This window comes from Streptomyces sp. cg35 (assembly GCF_050410835.1).
Lineage (GTDB): Bacteria > Actinomycetota > Actinomycetes > Streptomycetales > Streptomycetaceae > Streptomyces.
Window position 1 is genome coordinate 5,046,710 of record NZ_CP191268.1, and the last position, 19,586, is coordinate 5,066,295.

A 19,586-nucleotide genomic window follows, 5' to 3' on the forward strand; every position below is an offset into this window, starting at 1 on the left:
CGTAAGGCGCCGGGGCCCTCCGCTGCGATCGGCCCCCGCGCCCCCCGGCCGTGCCGTGTCCCGAACGGCAGGTCCATACCTGCCCCCCTCCGGTCATATGCCTCACGCGACAGCCTGGCACGCGGAGCGTCCGGCCGCTGCGATTCCGCACAGGGAATCTGGCTTTCTGTACGAACGTGTCGCGCGCACGAAAGCAAACCAACTGCCCCGCACATCACGGCAGTTGACGGCGGGGTGCCGGGATCAGCGCTTGGCCACGAAGACGTGCGAGGCGATGTCCGCCTCCAGCTCCGCCGCTTCCCCGCTGCTGCCCACCAGGACGCCGCCCGGCGACTGCGTGACGCTGACCACCGAACCGGGCTGCACGCCCGCCCGGCGCAGCGTGTACATCAGCTGCGCGTCCGTCTGGATCGGCTCGCCGATGCGCCGTACGACGACCGTCTTGCCGTCCGCCCCCGCGTCCAGGTCGGCGAGCGAGACCATGCCCTCGTCCAGGAACGGGTCCGCCCCGTCCTTCTCGCCCAGCTCCTCCAGGCCCGGGATGGGGTTCCCGTACGGCGACTCCGTCGGGTGCCGCAGCAGCTCCAGGACCCGCCGCTCCACGGCCTCGCTCATCACGTGCTCCCAGCGGCACGCCTCCGCGTGCACCTGCTCCCACTCCAGGCCGATCACGTCGACCAGCAGGCACTCGGCGAGCCGGTGCTTGCGCATCACGCGGGTGGCGAGCCGGCGCCCCTCGTCGGTCAGCTCCAGGTGCCGGTCGGCGGCGACGGCCACCAGGCCGTCCCGCTCCATACGGGCCACGGTCTGGCTGACCGTCGGGCCGCTCTGGTCGAGCCGCTCGGCGATCCGGGCGCGCATGGGGACCACACCTTCCTCTTCCAGCTCGAGGATGGTGCGGAGGTACATCTCCGTGGTGTCGATCAGTCCGGACATACGTGCCCCTCGTGTAGCTCTCTGCTCCGCAGCGGCTCCGCTGGCTCGCCGCGTCGCTCGTGCGCTGGCCCTGCCCCCAATTCTGACGCATAGCGCTGACAACCGTCCCGCGCCGGGGAAACCATGGCCCGACAGGGCCCGGAAGCGTATTGACACGGCCCTGGTCCAGACCGCACCGTGATCCGCGACACCACGACTCAAGGGGCTACGCCGATGAGCGAGAGCAAGCTGGCCGCGCAGTACCTCGACGCCGCGATCGGCCGCCTGCAGCGGGTCCGCGACGAGGAGCTGGAGAACATCACCGCGGCCGGCACCCTGCTGGCCGACACCGTCGTCGCGGGCGGCCGCCTCTTCGCCTTCGGCGCGGGCCACTCCTCGCTCGCCGCGCAGGACGTCGTCTACCGCGCCGGCAGCCTGGCCCTGATGAACCTGCTGGCCGTCCCCGGCGCCGTCGGCGTGGACGTCATGCCGGCCACGCTCGGCTCGGCCCTGGAGCGGGTCGACGGCCTGGCGGCGGCGGTCCTGGACTCCAGCCCCGCCAAGGCGGGCGACGCCCTCGTCATCATCTCCCTCTCCGGGCGCAACGCCCTGCCCGTCGAGATGGCGATGAACGCCCGGGCGCTCGGCCTGAAGGTCATCGGCGTGACCTCCCTCGCGTACGCGGGCGGGCCCGACGCCCCGAAGTCCCGCCACGTCTCCGGCACGTACCTGCGCGACCACTGCGACATCGTCCTCGACTCGAAGATCGAGGTGGGCGACGCGGAGCTCACCCACGACGGCGTCGACGCCCCCTTCGCCTCGGCCTCCACGATCACCACCAGCGCCCTGATGCAGGCGACGCTGGCCACCTGCGCCACGTCCCTCGCCGACCGCGGCGTCCAGCCGCCCCTGCTCCGCTCGGGCAACGTGGACGGCGGCCACGACTGGAACGCCAAGGTCTTCGCGGAGTACGGCGACCGCATCTTCTACCAGTACTGACCCGGCCCCGGTCAGCGCGGGCCGGCGCCCCCGGGCGGGCCCGCGGAGGCCAGGTCCACCGCGGCGGCGATCCGTACGGCCACGCTCTCCGCGTACATGGCGTCCCCGCGCTCGAACCGGGCCCGGCTCGTCCCGCGCAGGAACGTCACCACGCCCAGCGTCCGCCCCCGGCTGCGCAGCACCGCGCACAGCGCGTACACGGTCCCCTCCGGCCACTGCCGGGCCGACGCCCATTCCGCGGCCCCGGGACCGCCCGCCTGCGGGACACCGGCCCGCACGGAACCGGCCCGGTCCACGCACTGGAGCGCCGGATGCCCCTCCGCGTACCGGACCGGCAGCGCGCCCCGGGTCACGAGCAGGCTCGGCCCCGGCGCGCCCGACGGCGTGGCGGCCGCCCGCACCAGCCGCACCGGCTCCTCGCTCACCAGCAGGTCGATCACGGCGTGGTCGGCGAACCCGGCCAGCGCGAAGTCCAGGTGCACGGTCGCCGCCTCGGCCGGATCCTCGCACTCGGCGGCGGCCCGCGCCGCGCGGTGCAACTGGTGCGACCGGAAACGGAGCTGCGCGGCCTCCTGCTCGGTCTGCTTGGCCTCGGTCACGTCCTGGAACAGCCAGCCGACGCCCAGCGGTACCGGCTCCTCGGTCAGCGGCGAGGCCAGCCGTACGAAGCCGCTCCGCCAGCATCTGCGCTCCTGCCGCCCCTCCGGCAGCCGCAGCGTCACCCACACCTCCATGGGCGACGGCGGCGCGCCCTCCGCCAGCACGTGGGCGAGGGCGCTCTCCAGCTCCTCCACGCCCTGGGAGATCAACTCGCCCAGCGGGCGGCCCAGTACGGCGGTGCGGCCGGAGCCCAGGGCCCGCGCGGCGTGCGCGTTCACCACGGCGGGCCGCAGGTCGGCGTCGACCAGGACCACGCCCCACGCGGCGTCCTCGAACAGGGCCTCGCTCAACGCGATGGACCGCTCCAGGTCGATCTGCGCGTGCACCTCGCTGAAGGCGCAGTACACCCCGGCGGGCTTCCCGTCGGGACCCCGCACGGCGGCCGACTGCGTACGGACGAGAACCCGCCCGCCCTCCTTGGTGACCAGCGCGAACTCGTTCACCTGCCGCCCCGGGGCGTGCATCGCGGCCAGCAGCCGTCCCTGCACCTCGTCCGCGTCGGCGGACCGCACGGCCCACCCGGCGAACCCGCTGCGGCCCACGGCCTCCTCCGCCGACCAGCCCAGGATCCGCTCGGCCTCCCGGTTCCAATGGGTCACGAGCCCGTCGGCATCGAAGGCGCACAGGGCGGCATCCATGCCGTCCAGCAGCGCGGCCAACAGATCGGCCCCGTCCGGCCCGTCACGCTCGGGCTCGTCGGGCCCGAGCGCATCGGTGGTCCCACTACGCCGGGAAGCACTCACCTGGCACCCCCTGCAGGCTGTGTCGGCGCGACGACGCCTTCGTACTCCTTCAGATCATTCAACTCGAACGTGACGCATCCCACACGGAGTTCGGTCAACTTTACGGAATCCGATAAGCGCACCGGTCCAGCATGCCCCCTCTGACCACCACCCCCGACGGCCGCCCTGTCCCGGCACCCCGCGATCCCCAGCTCCGCCCTCACCCTTGGCCGCGGCCACGCCGATCTGTTGCGGGAGGCGATCGACGGGGTGGCCGGGGTGTGAGGGCTGGTTTTCCCAAGGTCTCGAAAAAGCGGTTGAGAGCTGTCCCATCGGTTCCTAGGCTGGGGGACACAGAGGAGAGGAGGTGGTTCGGAGCATGTATGCACGCCGGACGTCTGAGGTGACTGCGGGCTAGCGGCCCGTCGTCGCGTCTCGAATTCGGCGCCGGACCCGCACGTGAGTTGTGCGTGCAGCCGGCCCTATTCCCAAGCAGTCACCCGACCCGCGAGCTGCCGGTACGTCCGGCCGGCTTCCGACCGTCTCGTACGGGAGGAACCACGGCTCGCGGGTCGTCTGCGTTCCAGGGCCCGGACGGGGCCTAACCCTTGCTGACCGCCGCCAGGATCTCCGGCAGCCGCGCCGCCGTGCGCGGGGCCGCCAGGCGCAGGCCGAAAAGCGTCGCCGCCGCGCCGTAGGCCGCGCCGACCGGGAGCAGGATCCAGGACCAGGAGTCGGCGCCCGTCGCGTGCAGGGTGATCGTGAGCGCGAGGACGGGGGCGCAGAGCAGGGCCGCGGCGACCATGCCGCCGAAGATGGAGATCCAGGCGAGGCCGGCCTGTCCCGGGGCGACGTTCTTGTAGCCCTCCTGCGGGATCGAGTACGGGAAGCGGGCCGAGGACCAGGCGCCCGTCGCGAGCATCGCGCCCAGCAGCGCGAAGGAGAGACCCAGCACCTCCGGGAGGTCCGCCCAGGCGCCGAGCATCGCCGTGGTGATCACGGTGACCAGCGTGGCGTACGGGAGGGTGATCAGGAGCAGCGCCAGGGCGCGGGCCCGCAGTTCGACGTACGCGTCACGGGGCGAGGCGATCGTCATCGCCACCATCCAGAAGGCGGAGGTGTCCTGCCCGAACTGGTTGTACATCTGGATACCGAGCATGCCGGACGCGAAGCACGCGAAGTAGACGGAGCCGGTGCCCTGGAGGGCGTTGAAGACCGGGACGATCAGGCCGATGGCGAGGGACGTGATCCAGGCGGCCTTCGTCTTCGGGTCGCGCCACACGTAGCGCAGGCTGCGTTCCATGACGGTGCCGGTGCGCCCGGCGGGCAGCAGGCGGCGGCCGCTCGTGCGGCGCGGCCCGCGCCGGCCGGGCTCCGCGGCCTGCAGCGTCGAGCCGTCCGGGGACGTCATCAGCCGGGTCAGGGCCCGCCGCCAGACGCCGAGCACCGCGGCCAACCCCGCCAGGCAGAGCGCCAGTCGGACCGCGGCCGTCCCGTACGCGCCGTCGCCGGCCGCGTCGACCGCGCCGATCGCCGACGCGGGCGGCACCCAGCGCAGCACGTCCGCGACGGGGTCGAGCGCCCCCACCCCGCCCGCCGAACCGAGCCGCTGCGCACCGAAGTTGACGAGCTGGGCGCCGATCGCGACGACGAGGCCGCTGAGGACGGCGAGATCGCGGCCCTTGCGGCTGGTGAGCAGCCGGATGTTGGCGGCGGCGACGGCCCGGGCGAGAGCGACGCAGGTGAGGACGGTGAGGGGGACCGCGAACACGGCGACGACCGCGGCCGCGGCCCCGTGCGCGACGGCGTACCCCGCGCCGCCCGCGAGGCAGAGCGTGAACAGCGGGCCGATGCCGACGAGCGAGGCCACGAGCAGCCCGCGCACCAGCGGATCGGGGCGCAGCGGCAGCATCACGAGGCGGGTCGGGTCGAGGGTCTCGTCGCCGCTGGGGAAGAACAGGGGGAGCACCGCCCAGCCGAGCGCGAGCAGCGCCGTGAGGAGGACGCCGACGGTGGCGGCGTGCGTGTTCCCGTGCAGGAGGACGAGGCCGAGGAGCTGGAGCGCGGCGATCAGCAGGACGACGAGGACCGAGGCGATGTACGCGGCGCGGCGCCCGGCGGACTGCCGCAACCCGTTGCGCAGCAGGGCCAGTTTGAGCTGGACGAGCACCCGGGTCGGTGTCATCGCTCGCCGCCCAGCCAGTCCAGGGAGCCGCCGCCGTCCCGCCCGTTCGCCCCGACGAGCTCCAGGAACGCCTCCTGCAGCGACGCCGCGTCGCCCTTCACCTCCGCGAGCGTCCCGTGTGCCCGGATGCGGCCCGCGGCCATCACGGCGACCCAGTCGCACAGCGATTCCACCAGCTCCATCACGTGCGAGGAGAAGACGACCGTGGCCCCGGCCCGGGTGAAGCGTTCCAGGACGCCGCGGATGGTCTGGGCGGAGACCGGGTCGACGCCCTCGAACGGCTCGTCCAGGAAGAGGACTTCGGGGTTGTGGAGGAGGGCCGCGGCGAGGCCGATCTTCTTGCGCATGCCGGTCGAGTAGTCGACGACCAGTTTGTGCTGGGCCGAGGAGAGGTCGAGCACGTCCAGGAGCTGCGCGGCACGCTTGTCGACCTCCGCGCCGGGCAGACCGCGCAACCTGCCCGTGTACGCGAGGAGTTCATGCCCCGAGAGGCGCTCGAAGAGGCGCAGGCCCTCCGGCAGCACGCCGATGCGGGCCTTGACCTCGGCCGGGTCGGCCCAGACGTCGTGGCCCGCGACGTGCACGGTGCCACGGTCGGGCCGGAGCAGTCCGGTGACCATGGACAGGGTGGTGGTCTTGCCGGCCCCGTTCGGGCCGACGAGTCCGATGAACCTGCCCGCGGGAAGGGCCAGTTCGATGCCGGCGACCGCGGTCTGCCGGCCGAAGGACTTCCACAGGTCGTGTACGCGTACGGCTGCTGGTTCCTCGGCCGGGGTCAACTGGGTCCGCCCTTCGTCGGCGTCGTCGTGCGTCTGCGCACGATACGTCGGCCGGGAGCCGGGGCCGGGGAGGCGAGGCGCTACTTGCGGCGCCCTTCGCGGCCGCACGCGTACGCCAGCGGGGAGATCAGCTCCTCGGCGTCCGGCAGCCAGCGGTTCGCGGCGGTGGGGCGGCACGCCCACTGGGCCGCGCCCTGGCTGCCGAAGCGGGTCGGGGGCGCGGCGACGTACCCGCCCTCGCCGAGCGCCACCAGATCGAGGGAGGCCGGCGGCCAGCCCAGCTTCCGGACCAGGTCGGGGACCTTGAGGGTGGCGCCGGGCAGCACGAAGAACTGCATGCGCCGGTCCGGGGTGCAGGTGACGGGGCCGAGGGTGAGCTCCATGCGTTCCATGCGGGCCAGCGCGAGGAACCCGGCGGTCTCCGGCACGTCGATCGCGTCGAACGTACGGCCCGTGGGGAGCAGGATCGACGCCTTGGGCTGCTTCGACCACAGGCGGCGGGCCACGGTCGCGCTGCCGGTCGCCTGCGTGGCCCAGTCGGGGCGCGCGGGGTGGGCGCCGGGCGCCGTGCACCGGTCGTCGCCGCACGAGCAGCGCTGGACGCCGTCGTCGAACTCCAGCCAGGTGCCGGGGAACACGTCCCAGTGCCGCTCTTCCGCGTAGCGCACGGCCGTTTCGAGGAGGGATTCGCCGCGCTGCTGGGGGATCTGTCCGGCAGCTGCGACGGGTGAGGTGACGTCCGAGGTGCCTGCGATGGTCTCTTCCACGACGTTCTCAACTACCTGCGCCATCTGGGGTTACGGGCGCACGCAAGGGCGGCGCGGGAGCATCGTTCCCGCATGTGGGGCGCATGGATGCACGGGCGGGGGCGCGCGGGCGAGGCGGCAGCGGGGCGTGGGTAGTGCGGTGAGGGAACGAGGGGGAGACCGGGGAAGAGGCGCCGCCACGCCATGTGCACGGTTTGATACCCGTTTGTGGCGCATCTTCCGTTTCTCCGCCGGGCAGTGATCCAATACCCGGCTGTGATCGGCAGCCGGGCACCGGGAGACGGGCACAGCAGGGGGTACGCCATGGCCGCACGGCCACTCGTCGCGCGACAGCCCAACGAACGTCTACAGGCGCTCATCCAGGAGGCGGGCTGCTCGAACGCGGGCCTGGCACGCCGGGTCAACATGTGCGGAGCGGAACACGGTCTCGATCTGCGCTACGACAAGACGTCGGTGGCGCGCTGGCTGCGCGGGCAGCAGCCACGCGGCCGGGCGCCCGGCATCATCGCCGAGGCCCTCGGCCGGAAACTCGGCCGCACCGTGACGATCGACGAGATCGGCATGGCCAACGGGAAGAACCTGGCCTCCGGGGTCGGGCTGCAGTTCTCGCCGACCGTGCTCGGCGCCATCGAGCAGGTCTGCGAGCTGTGGCGGAGCGACGTCGGGCGCAGGGACTTCCTGTCCGGGTCGTCCGTCGCGTCGTCGGCGCTGGTCGAGCCGAGCCGGGACTGGCTGATCTCGGTGCCCGACTCGCAGGTCGCGCGTGCCGCGGGACCACGCGTCGGGATGTCCGACGTGGCGGCCGTGCGGGCGATGACGCAGGCGCTGACCGACCTGGACCACCAGTACGGCAGCGGCCATGTGCGCCCGGTGGTGGTGCACTACCTGAACAGCGTGGTCAGCGGGCTGCTCGCCGGGTCGTACCGGGAGTCCGTGGGGCGTGAACTGTTCGCCGCCGTCGCGCGGTTGACGGAGCTCGCCGGGTACATGGCGGTCGACACCGGGCAGCCGGGTCTCGCCCAGCGCTACTACATCCAGGCGCTCAGGCTGGCCCAGGCGGCCGGGGACCGCGGCTACGGCGGGTACGTACTGGCCGCGTCCATGAGTCACTTGGCGGCGCAGCTCGGCACCCCGCGCGAGATCGCCCAACTGGCGCGCGCCGCCCAGGAGGGGGCGCGCGGTCGGGTGACGCCGCGCGCGGAGGCGATGTTCCACGCCGCCGAGGCGCGCGGCCACGCGCTCCTCGGGGACGCCGTGGCCGCACAGGCCGCGTCCAGCAAGGCCGTTGCCGCGATGGAGCGGGCCGACGGGCGGGCCGACTCCGGCGACGACCCGGTGTGGATCGGCCATTTCGACCACGCCTATCTGGCCGATGAACTCGCGCACTGCCACCGGGACCTGGGCCAGTCGCGGGACGCGGCGAGGTGCGCGCAGGAGTCGCTCGACGGGCACCCGGAGTCGCGGGCCAGGCGTCGCGCCATCGGGCTCGTCCTGCTGGCCACGGCGCAGGTGCAGCAGCGCGAGGTGGAACAGGCCTGCCATACGGGACTTCGGGCCGTGGAGCTGCTGGGCACGCTGCGCTCGAACCGGGGCGCGGAGTACCTGGAGGACTTCAGGGACCGGCTCGAACCGTTCCGGGAGGAGTCCGTGGTGCGGGAGTTCGGGGCGCGGGTGGAGCTGCAGGCGGCGTAGCCGGGGCCGGTTCGCCGCCGGTTCGTCTTATCAGCGTGCGACCGGCTTGTTTTGTTACTCCCGTCGCGGGGGAGGCTTCCGGGATTTGAGGTGCGTAGCACGGGCGTACGGGGACCCGGTAGCGTGAGCCGACGATTCCGAAGGTCCCCCATACGTAGGAGTCCCGGTGACCCAGCAGCGCGGACAGGGTGAAGATCCGCATCTTCCGGCGGCACGGCAGGCGCACGAAGGCGTCGTGCTGCCCGCCGACGGCGGTGAGCCCTTGTTGCCGGGCACGTTCGGCGACCAGGCAGGACCCGCGGGCGCGGCCCCGTGGGGCCAGCCGTGGGGGCCCGAGTCCCAGCAGGCGCAGGCCGCCGGGCCGATGCCGACGTACGAGTGGGGCGGGCAGAGCGCGCAGCCCCAGGCGGGCGCCGCTCCGCTGCCGCCCCAGATACCGGCGCAGCCCCAGCACGGCGCCGCGCCGCTGCCGCCCGCCGCGCCCACCGGCTACGACGGCTCGCACGGCGGCTCCTACGACGCCCCGTACGCCGCCGGTTCCTTCGACGGGGACGCCACGCAGTACATAGCCCCGGTCGCCCCGCCTCAGCAGCACGCGGCCCCGCTGCCGCCCGAGGCGCCGGCGGCCGACGCCACGCAGTACCTCGGCCGTGCGCCGCAGCAGCCGATGCCGGGCGCGCTGCCCGACGCGGTGCCGGGGGGCCCGGACAGCGAGGCGACCCAGTACATCCCGCCGGTACCGGCGGAGCCGCAGGGCGCTCCCTATGACATCCGCCCCGGTGCGCCGGGCGAGCGGCAGCCGCCTGCCGAGTTCGACGCCCTCTTCCGTACGGAGCCCGAGGGTCCGGCCGCGTCGACGCAGCAGATGCCGCGCTTTGAGCAGCACGCCCAGCAGGCCCCGCACGCCCCGCACGCCCCGGGCGGGCGCGGCCCGCAGGTCCCGCCCCAGCAGCAGGCGTACGAGCCGCAGCCGCCGCGCCGCAAGTCCCGCACCGGTTCGAAGGTGCCGCTGATCGCGGCCGTCGGTGTCGGCATCCTCGTCGTGGGGATCGGCGCGGGCGCGCTGCTCAGCGGCGGCGGGGACGACGACAAGGGCGACACGACCAAGCCGGTCTCGAACTCCTCGCCCGCGCCCTCGGACCAGTCGTCGCAGGCCGCCGACCCGGTCAAGGCGCAGGCCGTCGCCCTCGACAAGCTCCTCGCCGACTCCAACAACAGCCGTGAGGCCGTGGTCGGGGCCGTCGCCAACATCGGCGCCTGCAAGGAGCTCCCGGCGTCCTCCAAGGCCCTGCGGGACGCCGCGACCCAGCGCAACGGCCTCGTGACGCGCCTCAACGGCATCGCCGTGGACAAGCTGCCCGACAACGCCGCGCTGAAGGACGCCCTCACCCAGGCGTGGAAGGCGTCCGCGTCGGCGGACACCCACTACGCGGCGTGGGGCGACCAGGTCGGCGGGAAGAAGGGGTGCCACAAGGGGCGGGCCAAGGTGACGCCGCAGCGCCACGCGGGCGATCAGTCCAGCGTGACGGCCTCCACCCAGAAGACGAAGGCCGCCAAGCTGTGGAACGCGATCGCCTCGAAGTACGGGCTGACCCAGCGGACGGCCGTGCAGCTCTAGGGCCGGTCCGGCGGATGCGGGGCGGGGCGCCCGGTCAGGGCGCCTTCGCCAGCGTGTCCGTCACGTCCACCTGGGCCTTGCGGGTCGCGACGAGACGGCCCTGCTGGACCTTCTGGTAGGTGACCCGGGCGTTGACCAGGCGGGGGAACTCGCCGGCCGCGGACATGTGGTCGTAGCCCCAGCGCAGCGGGGGCGTGAGGCCGCCCGTCGTGACTTTCATGCCGTTGTCGAGGGCGATGCGGACGGTGCGGGCGGTCACGTCGCCGTCGCCGAGCGACTCGACGACCTGCTTCAGCACGGTGTACGCGATCCAGGTGGTCTGCACGCCCGCGTCGGCCGGGTCGATCCGGTTGTCGCCGAAGGCCTGCTCGTTGATGGCCTTGCGCATGGGGTTCCAGCGCGCGTCGTCGGCGGTCGGGTACCAGCCGGTGACGTACGCCCCCTCGTACGGGCTGTGCGCGCCGCCGGTGCGGTTGATGACGGACTGGTCGACGCTGCCGAGGACGGTCGCCGTGCGCACCGCCGGGTATGCGGTGCGCAGCCGCCGGAACGAGTCGAAGAACGTGTCCGTGCGGTCCCCGAGCACCGCCGCGACGCAGCCCTCGCCGAGCGGGTCCGCGCTCGCCGTGGTCAGCGCCTGCCGGGCCTGGCCGTCGTAGTCGGTGGAGTCCTCCGCGGCGCGCAGGTCGACGGCGGCGGGGCGGTCGCGCAGGGCGAGGCCGGTGTTGAGCAGGGCCGGGAGATCGTCGCCCGCGACGGTGTCGGGGCGGATCAGGACGGTGCGGTCGCAGCTCGCGGCGAGCTGCTGGCCGTTGCCCGCGAGCAGGGCGGCCTGGCCGCCGTTGACCGGGTAGGACAGCGGGCTGGTGAACTCGGCGTCGGTCACGCCGTAGCCCCCGATGTAGGGGATGCCGGCGGCCTCCAGCGGCGACAGGAACACCCGGCCGTGCTGGCTGTAGGAGCCGACCACGGCGACGGCGCCCTGGTCGACGGCGGAGTGGGCGCACTTCGCGGCGCCCACGCTGTCGTTGCGGTCGTTGCAGGTGAGCACCCGCAGCGTGCGGCCGCCGATGCCGCCGTGCGCGTTCACCCAGCGCGCGTACGCCCGGGCCATCGCGGGCATGCCCGGCATGTTCGTCGCGTCCGTCTTCTCCGGGGCCCAGGTCATCACGGTGACCGTCCGGTCCCCGGAGTCCCCCGTGGCCCCGGGGACCAGTCCGCAGCCGGTCACCAGGGCCGCGCCGGTGACGGCGGCAGCGATGCGGACGGTGGTCTTGGTGGTGGTGTGGCGCCAGCCGGTCATGGACGTGCACGATTCCGCCGCATCCCGAACCACCGAGTGACCCGCGGTCGACGTGTGGTGACGCGGAGGTGAATTACGGGGGGCGGTCGGGGTGCCGGAGGGCGGGACGTACGATCGATGACCGTGCAAAGCTCGGAGAACTCTTCCCGCCGCGGCCGTCGCTCCACAAAGATGGACGCCATGCCACTCAACGACATGCCGTGGTGGCGCTGGCGCAGCAATGTGCGCTCCGCGCTGCACATGCTCTCCGACCCGTCGTTCCAGCGAAACGTTTGGCTCGCCGGTGTGGACGGGTACGGGGACGTGACCGACGCCGTCTACCGCCTCGTCGAGGACACCTGGCTGGACAACTGGTCCGCCGAGAAGTACGTCGGAACGATCTTCCGCGACTCGCAGGAGGCGTCCCTCGTCGACACCGCCGTGCTGCGGGTGCTGCGGATCATGCACCAGGTCGGGCCGGACGCGCCCGTCTCCGCCTATCTGGACGATCCGGGGTGGCCGGAGGCCGTGCGGGCGGCGCGGGACGCGCATGTGAGGCTCGCCACGAGTGACGGCGAGGATCCCGACACCGCGCCCCGGACCCTCGAAGTGCTGCGGATCATGACGCGGGCGGCCTGAGTCCGTTCCCCGGGACGCCTCCTCGTGGTGCGGGGCGGTTGTGGGACCCTTGGCCCATGAACGCGCAGTCCGCACCTGTCACCGGCCCCGAGCAGTACGTCCTCACCCTCTCCTGCCCCGACAAGCAGGGCATCGTGCACGCCGTGTCGAGCTACCTCTTCATGACCGGCTGCAACATCGAGGACAGCCAGCAGTTCGGTGACCACGACACGGGACTGTTCTTCATGCGCGTCCACTTCAGCGCGGACACCCCCGTCACCGTGGAGAAGCTGCGCGCCAGCTTCGCCGCCATCGGGGACTCGTTCCGGATGGACTGGCAGATCCACCGGGCCTCGGACCGGATGAAGATCATCCTGATGGTCAGCAAGTTCGGGCACTGCCTGAACGACCTGCTCTTCCGGGCGCGGATCGGCGCGCTGCCCGTCGACATCGCCGCCGTGGTCTCCAACCACACGGAGTTCGCCGAGCTGGTCGGCACGTACGACATCCCCTTCCACCACATCCCGGTGACCAAGGAGACGAAGGCCGACGCAGAGGCGCAGGTCCTCGAACTGGTCCGCGCGGAGGGCGTCGAGCTCGTCGTTCTCGCCCGGTACATGCAGGTGCTGTCGGACGACCTGTGCAAGCAGCTGAGCGGGCGGATCATCAACATCCACCACTCGTTCCTGCCGAGCTTCAAGGGCGCGAAGCCGTATCACCAGGCGCATGCCCGGGGTGTGAAGCTGATCGGGGCGACCGCGCACTATGTGACCGCCGACCTCGACGAGGGGCCGATCATCGAGCAGGAGGTCGAGCGCGTCGGCCACGACGTCACTCCGGACCAGCTGGTCGCGATCGGCCGGGACGTCGAGTGCCAGGCGCTGGCGCGGGCCGTCAAGTGGCATGCGGAGCGGCGGATTCTGCTGAACGGGCGGCGGACGGTCGTGTTCGCCTAGGGGGTCGTCGCGGGCCGCGGGCCCGGGGCTTCGAGTCGGCTGCGGGCCGGTGGGGCTTCTCGCGCAGTTCCCCGCGCCCCTGAGATGCGCACTGCGTGCGCCATCTCGGGCCGGAGATGCTGCACGAAGTCTCCCGATGGAGGCGCGGCGAAGCCGCATGCTCCAGGGGCGCGGGGAACTGCGCGACCCGCCACGACGAAACGCGCACTCGGCGGCGGGCCGCAGCCGGGCAGATGAGGGGACGTCCCTCTCCAGCTACATCCGGCTCAGCGCCGCCGTCGCCGAGAGCACATCGCGGATCGCCTGACGGTCGCCGACCTGCCCCGCGGCCGCCTCGTCCGGCGACACATGCCCCGCGGCGAGACGGCAGAACTCGACCCCGTCCAGGGCGACATGGGCCACCTCCCGCTCGGCGGAGCCGCTCGCGGGGGAGTCGAGGGCGATCAGCCACTCGCCGCCGCCCGCCCCCTCGACCTCCAGGCGCAGACTGCGGCCGGGCGCACCGGACGCGACCGGTTCGAGCGCCGGGGCCGCCAGGCCGGTGCGGCGGCGGGCCGCGAGGGAGACGGGCAGCATCCGGGCGGCGAGGTCGATCATGCGGTTGAGATGGCGCGGGGCGGGCGGCTCGTAGGGATAGTCCACCGCGTCGGCGATGTCACCCGCGTGGATCCAGCACTCGAAGGCCCGGTCGATCATGGCGTCGCGCAGGGCGAGCTCGAAGTCGCCGTACGAGACGGGGAGTTGTCCCGAGCCGTCGGTGTCCGCCGTGTCGGTCCCGGCGAAGGAGACGGTGCGGATCAGGGCGTGCGACTGGTCCCGCCAGGGCGCGCGCACGGCGCCGGTCGGCGGGAAGTGGGACGCCTTCCAGTACGCCTCCGTGCGCGCGGCCGGCCCGATGCCGTCGCGCGCGGGCGCGCCGAGCGGGTCGTCGAGGCCGAGGGCGCGGGCGATCAGGCCGTCGACGCTGGTGAGATGGGCGATCACCCCGGCGACCGTGGTCCTGCGGCTGACGTGCTCCTCCTGCTCGTACCAGCGCAGCCGCACCGGTGCGTGCCACTCGCCGTCGCCGATGTCCTGGAGCAGCGCGTCCAGGCGCGCGGTCTCCGCGTCGTACGGCGTGGCCCAGGCGGGGACCGGGATGCGGGCCGGGCGCCGGGTGAGGCAGCCCTCCAGGACGCGGGCGCGCAGCATCGGGTCGAGGTCGAGGGACTCCTCGGCGTGCAGCAGGCCGACGGCGTCGCGCAGCCGCAGCGCCTCCTCCGCGCAGGTGCCGCAGTCGCCCAGGTGGTCCTCGACGGCCGCGGACTCCTCGGGCGAGCAGGCCGCGAGGGCCCAGGCGCCGAGCAGCGACTTGAGGACGCGGTGCTCCAGGACGAGGGGCTCGGGCAGGGTGAACTCGGGCAGCGGGTGCCCGGTGTCCTCGACGGAGACGCGCGGTGTCGGTATCCGCAGGGCGTCCGCCGCGCCGCCGCTGCCGTGTCCGTCCTCCGGCCCGTCCCCGTACGGATCGAAGCGGTCCGGGCCGTGTGTCCCGCTCATGCCGGCCTCCCGTACCGCCCGGGAGGTGTGCCGCTGTCGTGGGCCGTGGACAGCAGTTGCAGGCCGAGGCGGAGGCGGCGGCGTGCCTCGTCCTCGGTGACGCCGAGGTCGGCGGCGGTCTGGCGGTAGTCGCGGCGCTGGAAGTACGCGAGCTCCAGGGCGGCGCGCAGCGGGGCGGGCATCGACGTCACGATGTAGTCGGCGCGGGCCGCGGCGGAGGCGCGGCGCACCTTGCGCTCCAGGTCCTCGGTGGTGCCGAGGCCGGTGCGCACGAGGGCGGCGGACTCGGTCTGGCGCAGCCGCTGGACGGCCTGCTGATGCGCGAGCGTGGCGATGAAGGAGCGCAGCGGTCCCTGCTTGGGGTCGTACGCCTCGGGGCTCTCCCAGATGCGGGTGAAGACCTCGCGGGTGATCTGGTCGGCGGCGTCCTCGTCGTCCAGGACGCGGTGGGCGAGCCCGTGCACCAAAGACGCGAAGCGGTCGTACAGCTCGCCGAGCGCGGCGGCCTCGCCGTGCGCGAGGCGCTGCTGCATCCTCCGGTCCCAGCGGGACGGAGTGTCCTTGGGCATGAGGCCCCCTCACCGAACTGCCCGTACTGCTCTTGCCTGATACTCGAATGTAGTCCGCGGTGCCGACAACGGACGCTCCTTTGACGCATTGTGCGCCCCGATACGGCAGCTGGTGATAAAGAACGGTGCTGTCCGGTGCGTGATCGGGCCCGAACTCCCTGTCCGCAACGGTCCGGATCTGACCGGCCCGGCTTTAACCAGGCCATATGTGATAGGCCTGCGGGGGTGTTTCAGCGCGTCGCGGCCGGGCAGCCGCGCAGTGCAAACGTAAGACCGGATTCCGGATCGGCCAGGGAGAGGAGGCGGGGAGCGTGACGCTCAGAGTGACCGAGTCGGGGCGGGGCGACTGGGCCGTCGTACGCGTGTCGGGCGAGATGGACCTCGTGACGTCCCCCGCGCTGCGCCAGCAGGTCCACGAGGCGGTCGCCGACGGCCGCCGCAGTCTCGTGCTCGACCTCTCCGACGTGCTGTTCTGCGACTCCAGCGGTGTCGGCGTGCTGATCGCGTCCCGCCGGCTGATGCGTTCCTGCCAGGGCCGGCTGCGGCTGATCCTGCCGGCGCAGGGCGCGGTCGACGGCTCGCACGTGAACCGGGTGCTCGGCGCCCTCGGCGTGCGCCGCCTCTTCGAGGTGTACCCGGACGTGGCGGCCGCGGTCGACGACGACGCGGCGCCGATGTCGGCCTGACCTGCGGCCGGCGCGGGACGGACGGACCCGGTCCCCGGGACATGACAGGGGCACATCCCTGTCCCGGAATTCCTGCGGTCCTGACACAACCCCTTCACTTTTGGCACCCGGTGCCCCGGCCCGACGTACGCTCCCAGGCGTAGGACTCACCGATGCGAGAGGCGGCCCATGAGCATGGACGAGCGGAGGATCGCGACCCGGTTCGCCGGCTTCGACCAGGACGGCAACGGCTACATCGACCGCGAGGACTTCTACGCCGCGGCGAAGGCGCTGCTCGCCGAGTTCGACACCACGGCCCGCTGCGACAAGGGGCAGGCCCTGTTCGCCGGGGCGGAGGCGTTCTGGCAGGGCATGGCCGGGATCGCGGACGTGGACGGCGACCAGCGGGTCACCCGGGGCGAGTTCGTGACCGGGGCCGTGAAGCGGCTGCGGGACAGCCCGGAGCGGTTCGCCGAGATCGCGCGGCCCTTCCTGCGCGCCGCGATCGCGGTGGCCGACGGGGACGGGGACGGGCTCAGAACAGCCGCCGCGGAACGGGTGTTGAAGGCGCTGGGCGTCGAGGCCGGGATCGCCTCGGGGGCGGTCGCGGCCCTCGACACCGACGGGGACGGGCGGATCTCGGAGGAAGAGGTCGTCCAGGGGTTCGCGCGGTACTTCACCGTCCCGGAGTGAGCCCGCCCGGGCCCGCGGCCCTCACCGCCGCTCCGCATACCGCTCCCGCAGCTTGTACTTGAGGACCTTGCGGAGGGTGTCGTTGCGGGGGAGGGCGTCCAGGACCTCCAGCTGCTCGGGGAGCTTGAACGTGGACAGGCCCTGTGCGCGCAGGTACGACGTGATCGCGTCCAGGGCCGGCCGGCCGGCCCTCGGGCGGAGTTCGAGGACCGCGCAGACCCGCTCCCCGCGCTCCGCGTCCGGCAGGCCGATGACCGCCGCGTCCTGGACCGCGGGGTGTTCGTGCAGCAGGTCCTCGATCTCCTTGGCCGAGATGTTCTCGCCCTTGCGGATGATGATGTCCTTGGCCCGGCCGGTGAGGACCAGGTGGCCGGTGGGCAGCACGTGGCCCAGGTCGCCGGTGATCAGGAAGCCGTCCGCGTCGAAGGCGTCGGCGCTCTGGCGCGGGTCCAGGTACCCCTGGCAGACCGCCTCCCCGCGCAGCCGGACCTCGCCGTCGACCCCGGCGGGAACCCGCTTGCCGTCCCCGTCCACGATCCGGATCTCCATGCCCTCGGGCGGCCGGCCCTCGGTCGTCGCCAGGTTCTGCGCCGTGTCGTCCGGCGCCCCCATCGTGATCATCGGCACCTCGGTCATGCCGTAGCCGTGGGTGAGCTGGACGTCCATCTCGCGCACCACGGAGTGGTACACCTCGGGCGGCTTCGGCGCCCCGCCGCCCGCGAGGAGTCGCAGGGTCGGGATCACCTTGTGCCCGGGGTCCTTGCGCTGCTCCGCCAGGAACATGGAGTAGAACGCCGTCGACCCGCCCGCCACCGTCACCCCGTGCCGCCGGTACTCGTCCAGCGCGTCCGGCAGCGCGAACTGCTCGAACATCACCGCCGGGAACCCGTAAAGGAGCAGCATCACCGTGTAGTCGGGCCCGGCGATGTGCGCGTACGGGAACGCCATCGAGCCGACGTCCGACTCCGACAGGTGCAGCGCGTGGGCCAGGCACGAGCCGCCCGCGATCAGTGAACGGTCCGTGTGCAGCACGCCCTTGGGGTCGGAGGTGGTGCCCGACGTCCAGTAGATCCAGCGCACGGACGTGCCCGAGGAGGGCGGGGCGGGCAGCACGGCCGGGTCGCCGTCCGGCAGGTCCGCGTCCTCGTACGCCTCGAAGACGCCGCGGGCGCCGAGCCGGCGGGCCATCTCCGTGTGGTCGAAGCCGCGCCACACGCCCGGTGTCGCGAAGAAGTCGGCCTTGGACTCCCGCAGCGCGAAGCCGACCTCGCGGTCCCGGTAGAACGGGATGACCGGGGTCTGGACCGCGCCGAGGCGGGCCAGCGCGAAGGTGAGCAGGGCCGTCTCGATCCGGGTGGGCAGCTGCCAGGCGACCACCGACCCCGGGCGGACCCCCTTCTCGTACAGGCCGGCCGCCACCCGCTCGGCCCGGTCGCGCAACTGGCCGAAGGTCAGCGTCCGTTCACCCTGGAGGAGGACCGGGTGGCCGGGGGTGAGCGCGGCGCGGCGCTCGACCAGCTCCCAGAGCGTGCGGGACGCGCCCAGGGCGTGTGCGGTGCTCTGCGTCATTGCCGTGACCCCCATCGAGTGTCCAGCCGAACTGACGGATCGTCAGAATCCGATGAGAGCGTAAGTCCGTGCTTCTTGTCGGTCCAGGGGTGCGGGGATAGCCTGCATCTGACGGGTCATCAGATATCGCGGAGGGGCTCAGCACTCATGACGGAACTGCCGCGCATCGTCAGCGTCGACGACCATGTGATCGAACCGGCCCATCTCTTCGAGACCTGGCTGCCGGCGAAGTACCGCGACCGCGGGCCGAAGCCGCTCACCGCCGGGATCGGCGAACTCGCCTACGTGGCGGGCAAGTACCAGATCACCATGGACCCCGACGGGCCGCCCACCGACTGGTGGATCTACGAGGACCTCAAGTTCCCGTACAAGCGCAACATCGCCGCCGTCGGCTTCGACCGGGACGACATGACCCTGGAGGGCATCACCCGCGCGGAGATGCGGCGCGGCTGCTGGGACCCCAAGGCCCGCCTGGCGGACATGGACCTCAACCACGTCGAGGCCAGCCTCTGCTTCCCGACCTTCCCGCGCTTTTGCGGCCAGACCTTCGCCGAGGCGCACGACAAGGAGGTCGCCCTCGCCTGTGTGCGCGCCTACAACGACTGGATGGTCGACGAGTGGTGCGGCGACAGCGGCGGCCGCCTCATCCCGCTGTGCATCATCCCGCTGTGGGACATCGACCTCGCCGTCGCCGAGATCCGGCGCAACGCGGCGCGCGGCGTACGCGCCGTGACGTTCTCCGAGATCCCCACCCACCTCGGCCTGCCGTCCATCCACTCCGGGTACTGGGACCCGTTCTTCGCGGTCTGCCAGGAGACCGGCACCGTCGTGAACATGCACATCGGGTCCTCCTCCCAGATGCCGGCCGCCTCCCCCGACGCACCGCCCGCCGTGCAGGCCTCGCTCAGCTTCAACAACGCGATGGCGTCGATGATGGACTTCCTGTTCAGCGGCGTCCTGGTGAAGTTCCCGACGCTCAAACTGGCCTACAGCGAGGGGCAGATGGGCTGGATCCCGTACGCCCTGGAGCGCGCCGACGACGTGTGGGAGGAGCACCGCGCCTGGGGCGGGGTCAAGGACATCGTCCCCGAGCCCCCGTCGACGTACTACTACCGGCAGATCTTCTGCTGCTTCTTCCGCGACAAGCACGGCGTCGCCTCACTGGACGTGGTCGGGCGCGACAACGCCACCTTCGAGACCGACTACCCGCACGTCGACTCGACCTTCCCGAACACCAAGGAGGTCGCCCTCGACCACGTGAAGGGCCTCGACGACGAGACGATCCACAAGCTGATGCGCGGCAACGCCATCCGCATGCTCGGCCTCGACCTAGACGAGCGCGCCGAGTAGGGGCGGGC

General features: G+C 72.7%; 17 protein-coding genes. 8 read left to right on the plus strand and 9 right to left on the minus strand.

The window, feature by feature from the left end; all coding sequences use genetic code 11:
• Positions 1–243: 243 nt before the first annotated feature.
• Complete coding sequence (locus ACQUQD_RS22995; protein WP_428954013.1) at positions 244–936, minus strand: metal-dependent transcriptional regulator; 693 nt, start codon at positions 934–936, stop codon at positions 244–246.
• A gap of 213 nt (positions 937–1,149) precedes the next feature.
• Between ACQUQD_RS22995 and ACQUQD_RS23000 the strand changes: the two genes are divergently transcribed.
• Positions 1,150–1,914: an SIS domain-containing protein gene (locus ACQUQD_RS23000; RefSeq protein ID WP_428954014.1), complete on the plus strand. Its 765-nt coding sequence runs from the start codon at positions 1,150–1,152 to the stop codon at positions 1,912–1,914.
• 11 nt (positions 1,915–1,925) lie between these two features.
• Here ACQUQD_RS23000 and ACQUQD_RS23005 read toward each other — a convergent pair whose 3' ends face one another.
• The 4 genes from ACQUQD_RS23005 to ACQUQD_RS23020 form a co-directional block, all read right to left on the minus strand.
• Positions 1,926–3,317: a PAS domain-containing protein gene (locus ACQUQD_RS23005; RefSeq protein ID WP_428954015.1), complete on the minus strand. Its 1,392-nt coding sequence runs from the start codon at positions 3,315–3,317 to the stop codon at positions 1,926–1,928.
• 580 nt (positions 3,318–3,897) lie between these two features.
• Entirely contained in the window at positions 3,898–5,481 is a 1,584-nt protein-coding gene (locus tag ACQUQD_RS23010; protein ID WP_428954016.1) for a transporter, read from the minus strand.
• Entirely contained in the window at positions 5,478–6,260 is a 783-nt protein-coding gene (locus ACQUQD_RS23015) for an ABC transporter ATP-binding protein (RefSeq protein WP_428954017.1), read from the minus strand. Before ACQUQD_RS23015 ends, ACQUQD_RS23010 begins: the two co-directional genes overlap by 4 nt.
• 80 nt (positions 6,261–6,340) lie before the next feature.
• The gene (locus ACQUQD_RS23020; RefSeq protein WP_428954018.1) at positions 6,341–7,027 is read right to left on the minus strand and encodes a bifunctional DNA primase/polymerase; all 687 of its coding nucleotides are present in this window, start codon (positions 7,025–7,027) and stop codon (positions 6,341–6,343) included.
• A gap of 303 nt (positions 7,028–7,330) precedes the next feature.
• On the opposite strand from ACQUQD_RS23020, the gene ACQUQD_RS23025 reads away from it, so the two are divergent.
• Both ACQUQD_RS23025 and ACQUQD_RS23030 read left to right on the plus strand, forming a co-directional pair.
• Positions 7,331–8,719, plus strand: a complete 1,389-nt coding sequence (locus tag ACQUQD_RS23025) for a transcriptional regulator (protein WP_428954019.1) — start codon at positions 7,331–7,333, stop codon at positions 8,717–8,719.
• Positions 8,720–8,885: 166 nt separating this feature from the next.
• Positions 8,886–10,337 (plus strand): hypothetical protein, encoded by a 1,452-nt coding sequence (locus ACQUQD_RS23030; protein WP_428954020.1) that lies wholly within the window; start codon positions 8,886–8,888, stop codon positions 10,335–10,337.
• Positions 10,338–10,371: 34 nt separating this feature from the next.
• On the opposite strand, the gene ACQUQD_RS23035 is transcribed toward ACQUQD_RS23030, so the two are convergent.
• Complete coding sequence (locus tag ACQUQD_RS23035) at positions 10,372–11,640, minus strand: ABC transporter substrate-binding protein (protein WP_428954021.1); 1,269 nt, start codon at positions 11,638–11,640, stop codon at positions 10,372–10,374.
• A 117-nt stretch (positions 11,641–11,757) separates the two neighbouring features.
• On the opposite strand from ACQUQD_RS23035, the gene ACQUQD_RS23040 reads away from it, so the two are divergent.
• Together ACQUQD_RS23040 and purU are read left to right on the plus strand one after the other, a co-directional pair.
• Positions 11,758–12,258 carry an SCO4402 family protein gene (locus ACQUQD_RS23040; protein WP_428954022.1) on the plus strand — a complete coding sequence of 167 codons (501 nt, stop codon included), beginning with the start codon at positions 11,758–11,760 and terminating at the stop codon, positions 12,256–12,258.
• A 56-nt stretch (positions 12,259–12,314) separates the two neighbouring features.
• Entirely contained in the window at positions 12,315–13,193 is an 879-nt protein-coding gene (purU, locus tag ACQUQD_RS23045) for a formyltetrahydrofolate deformylase (RefSeq protein ID WP_428954023.1), read from the plus strand.
• A 255-nt stretch (positions 13,194–13,448) separates the two neighbouring features.
• On the opposite strand, the gene ACQUQD_RS23050 is transcribed toward purU, so the two are convergent.
• A complete protein-coding gene (locus tag ACQUQD_RS23050) occupies positions 13,449–14,732 on the minus strand; it encodes an MDMPI N domain containing protein (protein WP_428954024.1) in 1,284 nt (427 codons plus the stop codon).
• Complete coding sequence (locus ACQUQD_RS23055) at positions 14,729–15,301, minus strand: sigma-70 family RNA polymerase sigma factor (RefSeq protein ID WP_428954025.1); 573 nt, start codon at positions 15,299–15,301, stop codon at positions 14,729–14,731. Before ACQUQD_RS23055 ends, ACQUQD_RS23050 begins: the two co-directional genes overlap by 4 nt.
• Before the next feature lie 311 nt (positions 15,302–15,612).
• Here ACQUQD_RS23055 and ACQUQD_RS23060 point away from each other — a divergent pair, with 311 nt between their 5' ends.
• Positions 15,613–15,987: an STAS domain-containing protein gene (locus tag ACQUQD_RS23060; RefSeq protein ID WP_428954026.1), complete on the plus strand. Its 375-nt coding sequence runs from the start codon at positions 15,613–15,615 to the stop codon at positions 15,985–15,987.
• Between the two features lie 174 nt (positions 15,988–16,161).
• Entirely contained in the window at positions 16,162–16,659 is a 498-nt protein-coding gene (locus ACQUQD_RS23065) for an EF-hand domain-containing protein (protein ID WP_428954027.1), read from the plus strand.
• 21 nt (positions 16,660–16,680) lie between these two features.
• Here ACQUQD_RS23065 and ACQUQD_RS23070 read toward each other — a convergent pair whose 3' ends face one another.
• Positions 16,681–18,228 (minus strand): class I adenylate-forming enzyme family protein, encoded by a 1,548-nt coding sequence (locus tag ACQUQD_RS23070; RefSeq protein WP_428954028.1) that lies wholly within the window; start codon positions 18,226–18,228, stop codon positions 16,681–16,683.
• A 147-nt stretch (positions 18,229–18,375) separates the two neighbouring features.
• Here ACQUQD_RS23070 and ACQUQD_RS23075 point away from each other — a divergent pair, with 147 nt between their 5' ends.
• Positions 18,376–19,578, plus strand: a complete 1,203-nt coding sequence (locus tag ACQUQD_RS23075) for an amidohydrolase family protein (RefSeq protein ID WP_428954029.1) — start codon at positions 18,376–18,378, stop codon at positions 19,576–19,578.
• Positions 19,579–19,586 lie beyond the last annotated feature (8 nt).